This is a genomic window from Thermus tenuipuniceus, assembly GCF_002964845.1.
Classification (GTDB): Bacteria; Deinococcota; Deinococci; order Deinococcales; family Thermaceae; genus Thermus; species Thermus tenuipuniceus.
Genome location: NZ_PRDA01000077.1, coordinates 1 through 5,898, shown reverse-complemented (window position 1 = coordinate 5,898; position 5,898 = coordinate 1). Strand labels below are relative to the sequence as shown.

The following is a 5,898-nucleotide window of genomic DNA, read 5'->3' as shown; positions in this document are numbered from 1 at the left end:
CGGCCCTTTTCAAGTGGTCCCCTGGCGCATGGGTATGCGGGGGGTGGATAAGTGCAAGTTTTGAGAAAAGTGAGGAATAAGCCTTAAACTTATCCTGGCCTTGGGGCCGATCGGCCCCAAGGCCAGGATTCTGACCGAGAGGACCTGTGAAAATCAGATGGCCCATCCTCCAAGTTTCCGGCATCTTGGCGCTTGTTTGGGCGTGGGGGATTTCCCTTATCGCTCTTCTGGGGTTCCTATCCTTGGCTGAGGACGTTTACGAGAAGGAGGGTTCCCCTTTGATACGCCCATCCTGCACCAGCTGCATCGGTGGCGGTCACCCACCTTGGACCACTTGGCCATGGCCTTAACCCAGTCCGCCTCGGCCAAGGTTATCGGCCCACTAGCATTGGTCCTTGCGGTGGGAGGCTACCTCTGGCGTTGGCCCTGGCCACGGTTTGTCCTGGGTTTCGGAGGAGCAGTGCTTCTCACCCAGGCGGGGAAGCTAGCCTTTGCCCGCGAAAGGCCTCACCTCTTTCCCCAGCTCACGCCAGAGCACGATTTCATTTTCCCCTCCGGACATAGCGTGGCGTCACTGGCCTTGGTGTTAGGCCTATATTTTCTCCTTCGGCGCCGATTCCCCGATAAGGCCGTTTGGGTCTTGGTCCTCGGCTTACCCTGGGCCTTCTTGGTAGGCATCTCACGGCTCTACCTCCAAGTGCACTATGCCTCGGACGTGCTGGCGGGATGGGCCTTAGCCACCTTCTGGACCCTTCTCGTCTGGCTCCAACCGAATAAGTCCTAAGGGGGTTGGTATGCGGATTCTCCTCGTGGAGGACGACCCAGAGGTGGGAGCCTTGGTAAAGGAAACCCTCGAGGGGGAGCTTCACGCGGTGGACTGGGCTCACGACGGGGAAGAAGCTCTAGGTTTGGCAGAGGCTTTTCCCTACGATCTCCTGGTTCTGGACCTTGGCTTACCCCGGCAGGACGGTATACGGGTACTAAAATACCTGCGCCAGAGGGGTAGCCGTGTGCCCGTGCTGATCCTCACTGCCCGGGATGGAGTGGATGACCGCGTGGAGGGGCTGGAGGCCGGGGCAGACGACTACCTGGTGAAGCCCTTCCACCTGCGGGAACTGCGAGCCCGGGTGCGTGCCCTTCTGCGACGGGCGGCTGGTGAGGCGGCCAACCAGGTGGTGATCGGCCGGCTACGCCTGGACCTATGGGCAAAACGGGCTTTTTGGCTAGGCGAAGAAGTTTCCCTCACCTCCAAGGAGTGGTCGCTTATGGAGTTCCTGGCCCTAAATCCCGGGCGCTTTTTTCAACGGGAGGATCTTTTAGAGCATCTCTGGCCCGGCGAGGCAAGCGTGGATCCGAGGAGTCTTGACGCCTACATTTCCCGCCTCAGGCGAAAGCTCGCCGAGGATGTCATCGAAACCCGTCGGGGTTTGGGCTACCGGTTGGTGGGATGAGCCTTAGGCTTCGTGCTCCTAGTCTCGGGACTTGGTCTCCGTCAGGGACTTGCCACCCTCTTACGGTCCAACCTAGATCGCTCCCTCCTCGAGGCCCTGGCCCTTGCCCGCCCCTTGGTCAATGAGGAAAACGGGCACCTGCGCCTGGAGCACCCTGGGGAGGAAGACCCCGCTCTTAAGGAGCTCCCGGGAGACTTGGCCATCCTGCTTTACCGTGAGGGAAACCTCGTGGGCACCCTGGGGAAGCTGCCTCCTGCGCCCCCCTCATCCCCCCAGGAAGGATGCTTCTCCCAAAGAGCATGGCGTTTTTGCGGGCTTAAACTTCCGGGTGGCGTGTTATTAGCCGGGCGTCCCCTGGAGGGAATACAGGAAAGCCTGGAGGCTATGGACCGAGTTCTGCTCTGGATTGGTCCGCTGGCATTTACGCTTACCGGTTTGCTGGGATACCTCCTTGTAGGCCGAGCCCTGGCACCCGTGCGCCAACTTACCCTGGCTGCCCACACTAGAGCCCACACCCAGACTTGGGAACCCCTCCCCTTGCCGTCTTCCCAGGATGAGCTCCGTACCCTGGCTGAGGCCTTTAACGCCCTTTTTAGCGCCCTGTTGTCGGCATTGGAAAGGGAACGCCGCTTCACTCAAGACGCCGCGCACGAACTCCGTACCCCCCTCACCGTCCTTCTGGGGAGGTTGGAACAGGCCCGGGAGGAAAACCGGGACCCCCGCCTAGAACCCCGTTTAGCCCAGGCCTTAAAGGCAGGGCAAAAGCTTTTGCGATTGGTGGAAGACCTCCTGCACTTGGCAAGGGCCGAAGCAGGCCAGGGCTTCAAGCGAGAGCGGCTAGACCTTAGCGCCGTAATGCAGGAGACCGTGGAGGACATCTCTCCCCTCTTCGCCGCCAGGGGGGTGAGGCTGGAGATGGAGCTACCCCAGGAGCTCCTAATCCTTTGGGGAGACCCGATAGCCCTGGCCATGGCGGTGCGCAATCTCCTCGATAACGCCCTCAAGTTCTCCCCACAGGGAGCCAGGGTAACCCTCTCTCTCCAAAGGCAAGGGGGATACGCCCTGTTGGCCGTGGAGGACGAAGGGCCTGGTTTTCCCGAGGAGGCTTTGCCCTACGTTTTCCAGCGTTTTTACCAGGCTAAAGAGGAACACCGCCTTCAGGGTAGCGGTCTGGGCCTGTCCATTGTAGCCGCGATCGTACGGTGGCATGGAGGTAGCGTCAGCGCCCAGAATACCCCTAGGGGTGCCCGGGTGATCATCACGCTCCCGCTTGTCGAGGCTTAGGCTCTCCCCCGCAAAGGCGCGGGCTTCAGGTGGGATTCAGTTTCCCGGCCTAGGGTAGGGCTATGATTGACAGCCCAGCGCAGTTGGTGGCCATCCTGGTGGTAGCCCTTCTCCTGTTTGGCCCGAGGAAGTTGCCTGAGCTGGCCCGAGGCCTAGGGCAATCGGTGCGGGAGTTCAAGAAAAGCGTGGAGGGCCTGGCCGAGGAACCTAAAACGGAGAAGGAGGATCCACAAGCGGTTCCCCACGCTCCTCAGCCCAAACCCCCGGTCGAGGGTGAAAGGTCCCCTCGAGGCTAAAGGCGAAGGTATAGCCCCAGTCGGTCCAGAACCCAGAAGATCAGCCACCAGAACAGGATATAGCTGAGGGTGAAAAGGTATCCCCCAGCAGGTCCCCCATGCGCCAAGAAGGTTCCCAGGAGCAAGCTCCAAAACCCCCGGAGCCAGGTGAGCTTGAGGGCCAGGGGGAGGACATAGGCCAAGAGGGGGTTGGCCCCAAACGGGTGCAGGGGCCGGAGGATACCCCGGGGCAGGCGCTTAAGGACCTCCAGGGTCAAAGCCCCCAAGAACAGGGTTGGGAGGAGGTAGGTGGGAGTCCAGTAGGTCTTATCGGGTGGGAGAAAGGGCAGGAAAACTAGTCCCCCAACAAGGCCCAGTACCCCCCACGGCCAGAGGCTTCGCCCTTCCATGAGGGCCTCCCCCAAGCCCGTGGCCAAAAGGACGAAGGCGCCCGTGGGTATGGCGGAAGGAAGCCCCCTTAAGCCCAAGGGCATCAGATAGGTGCGGTTCAGATGGAGGAGCAGGTTCCGGTCCTCGGCAAAGGTCCCCGACCCTACTCCGGGTACGGGAACCAGGAGAATGGCCGCCCCGTAAGCGACCATGAGGAACAGGGCAAGGAGGGTACGGCGGAGGAGAGGAAGATCATAAAGCCAGGCTCCAAGCCAGTACGCTAGGGCCAGAAGCTGCAGGACGTCCAAGGCAAAGACCCACCGACCCATCTGCAAGTTGGTGAGACCCAGGCCTAGGAGGAACAAAAGAACCACCCGGCGAAGGATACGGAGTTCGTAGAGCCACTCGGCCACGCCCCTCCTTAGGGCGCTGGCGCGGCTAAAAGGGATAGCAGCCCCCATGGCCAGGAGGTACCAGGGGAAGACCAGGTCGGCGAGGTAGACGCTTCCGCCGAAGGGGCCGTGTTCCAAGTACGGGGGTGCCCCCGGGGGAAGGTTGTTGACGAAAAGCATGAGGGCCACGGTGAGCCCCCGAAAGGCATCCAGGGCCAGGCTCCGCGCCGAGAGCGTCATCGCTGGGCTAGTACTAGGCCCTCCACCGTACCCAAGGCGAGCCCCTGGGCCCGGGCCTTACGGATGAAGACAGGAAGGACCTTAAGGGTGTTGGCCACGTTGTCGTGAAGAAGAACGATGCCTCCCGGGCGGAGGTGGTCCTCGAGGCGCCTTTCCAGGACGGGGAGGGAAAGCCCCGCATAGTCCCCGGGATCATCGGTCCAGAAAACCGTGGTCAGGCCCAGGTCCCGGGCCACCTGGAGCACCGTGCGGTCGTACCGGCCCCCAGGCGGGCGGAAGTAGCGGGGAGAAACCCCGGTAAGGCGTTCCAGGACCTGGTTGCAAAGGAGAAGCTCTCTCCGGATCTCGCCTGGCTCAAGCCCGGGAAGGCGGACGTGGTGGTAGGTGTGGTTGCCCAGCTCGTGCCCCGCCGCCACCAGATCCCGGATGAAGTAGGGATAGGCTTCGGCGTTCCGCCCGATCACGAAGAAGGTGGCCTTAATCCCTTCCCGCTTGAGCAAATCCAGCAGGAGAGGGGTAAAAAGGGGATGGGGAGCATCGTCAAAGGTAAGGGCCACGTAGGGACGCCCAGGGTTGCCGTGGTAGAGGACACCTCCCCGGTGGCCTACCCGGCTGGCAAGGATTTGCTCGGCCCTCTCCTTGGCCCGGTAAGCCTCGGGGCCCTCATACCGAGGGCGGTCCTCCAGAATGGCCTCCAAGGGCTTCTCCTGACGGATCCGGGGGTTCAACCAGAGGCGATCGTAGCCGAGGGGCGTCCTTAAAGCCAAAAACTCGGGCGCGCGGGCCTTCGGCACGCTGGCGGTAAAGAGGGGGAGGTCCTTTGGACCCGCGTAGGGAGCGGGGTAGATGGCCAGATCCACCTCGGCCAAGCTTACCCGGGCCTCGAGGGCACCCTTCACCGTCTCCTGGGCCAGGCGAAGAAGGTTGGCAGGGGATGCTTCCCTAGGGGCGACCTGAAGGAGGACGTACCCCACCTCCATATAACCGTTGCCCAGGTAGTTTGCCCTCACCACCTGGGGAAGCCGCAGGGTCAAGGAGGGCAAGGGCTCCTGGGGCAGGGGTTTCGGTGGGGCATACCCCTCCACCAAAGGTAAGGGGGCCAAAGCCAGAAGTAAGGCCAGCATGATCTCCACTCTAGCGGATAAGGTCCAGGCCGTCAGGATACCGGAGGAAGCCCGGATCGCTGCCGGGAGTGTCGGTCCTACCGTACTGGAAGACCACCCGGTTTTCCTTGCGATCCACCACCAGAACCCGGTGTCGCCAGTCGTCGGTAAGGACCACAAGTCCATTCCTCAAGCCCAGGGCCACCGAGGGATGGTTGAGGTGCTTCTCCTTCCCCTCAGGGGCATAGCGCCAGTGGAGGTGCCCCTTAAGGTCCACCTCCACCACGGCCCCTGGGGACCACCAGTCCACCACCAAAACCGTGCCCCAGGGCGTCAGATTGGCGTCGGAAGGATAGTGCACAGGAAGGGAAATGGTGGCAAGTCGGTGGCCCTGTAGGTCCACCACCGCCAGGTCATGCCCAGCGATCTCCGTGACCAGAAGCCTGTCCTTCCCCAAGGGGAAAGCACCATTGGGCTTATTGAAAAACCCATCGGCGTTGCGGCAGACCCCTGTCCGGCCCAGGACCTTCTGTAGTTTTCCTTCCCGGCTAAAAAGGAGAACGCGGCAGTTTCGGATGTCCGCCAGGGCCAGCAGACCGGAGGGCAAGGGCACCAGGTCATCGGGGTTGTTCAGCTGTCCCAGGCCAGCTCCAGGATGACCTGGCCGCCCGTAGAGCCAAAGCAGCCGGCCCGCTGGGTAGCTCAAAACTTGCACCTCCCGAATACCCTGCATAAACACCCCCTTCCCCCCGCAGGCGGGGGC

At 62.2% G+C, this 5,898-nt stretch carries 7 protein-coding genes; 4 read left to right on the top strand and 3 right to left on the bottom strand.

Going from position 1 to position 5,898, the window contains the following annotated elements:
- The first annotated feature begins 340 nt into the window (after positions 1-340).
- The 4 genes from C2847_RS11960 to C2847_RS11945 all read left to right on the top strand — a co-directional run bounded on the left by C2847_RS11960 (position 341) and on the right by C2847_RS11945 (position 3,031).
- Positions 341-784 (top strand): phosphatase PAP2 family protein, encoded by a 444-nt coding sequence (locus C2847_RS11960; RefSeq protein WP_244187483.1) that lies wholly within the window; start codon positions 341-343, stop codon positions 782-784.
- Positions 785-794: 10 nt separating this feature from the next.
- Positions 795-1,451: a response regulator transcription factor gene (locus C2847_RS11955; protein WP_105318551.1), complete on the top strand. Its 657-nt coding sequence runs from the start codon at positions 795-797 to the stop codon at positions 1,449-1,451.
- A gap of 384 nt (positions 1,452-1,835) precedes the next feature.
- Positions 1,836-2,735 (top strand): sensor histidine kinase, encoded by a 900-nt coding sequence (locus tag C2847_RS11950; RefSeq protein ID WP_244187481.1) that lies wholly within the window; start codon positions 1,836-1,838, stop codon positions 2,733-2,735.
- A gap of 62 nt (positions 2,736-2,797) precedes the next feature.
- Positions 2,798-3,031 carry a Sec-independent protein translocase subunit TatA/TatB gene (locus C2847_RS11945; protein ID WP_105318549.1) on the top strand — a complete coding sequence of 78 codons (234 nt, stop codon included), beginning with the start codon at positions 2,798-2,800 and terminating at the stop codon, positions 3,029-3,031.
- On the opposite strand, the gene C2847_RS11940 is transcribed toward C2847_RS11945, so the two are convergent.
- The 3 genes from C2847_RS11940 to C2847_RS11930 all read right to left on the bottom strand — a co-directional run.
- A complete protein-coding gene (locus C2847_RS11940; RefSeq protein WP_105318548.1) occupies positions 3,028-4,032 on the bottom strand; it encodes a heparan-alpha-glucosaminide N-acetyltransferase domain-containing protein in 1,005 nt (334 codons plus the stop codon). The two genes, C2847_RS11945 and C2847_RS11940, sit on opposite strands and share 4 nt — an antisense overlap.
- The gene (locus tag C2847_RS11935) at positions 4,029-5,156 is read right to left on the bottom strand and encodes a polysaccharide deacetylase family protein (RefSeq protein WP_105318547.1); all 1,128 of its coding nucleotides are present in this window, start codon (positions 5,154-5,156) and stop codon (positions 4,029-4,031) included. Before C2847_RS11935 ends, C2847_RS11940 begins: the two co-directional genes overlap by 4 nt.
- Before the next feature lie 10 nt (positions 5,157-5,166).
- Positions 5,167-5,898: NHL repeat-containing protein (locus tag C2847_RS11930; protein WP_208619959.1), on the bottom strand; the 732-nt coding region annotated here is incomplete at its 5' end.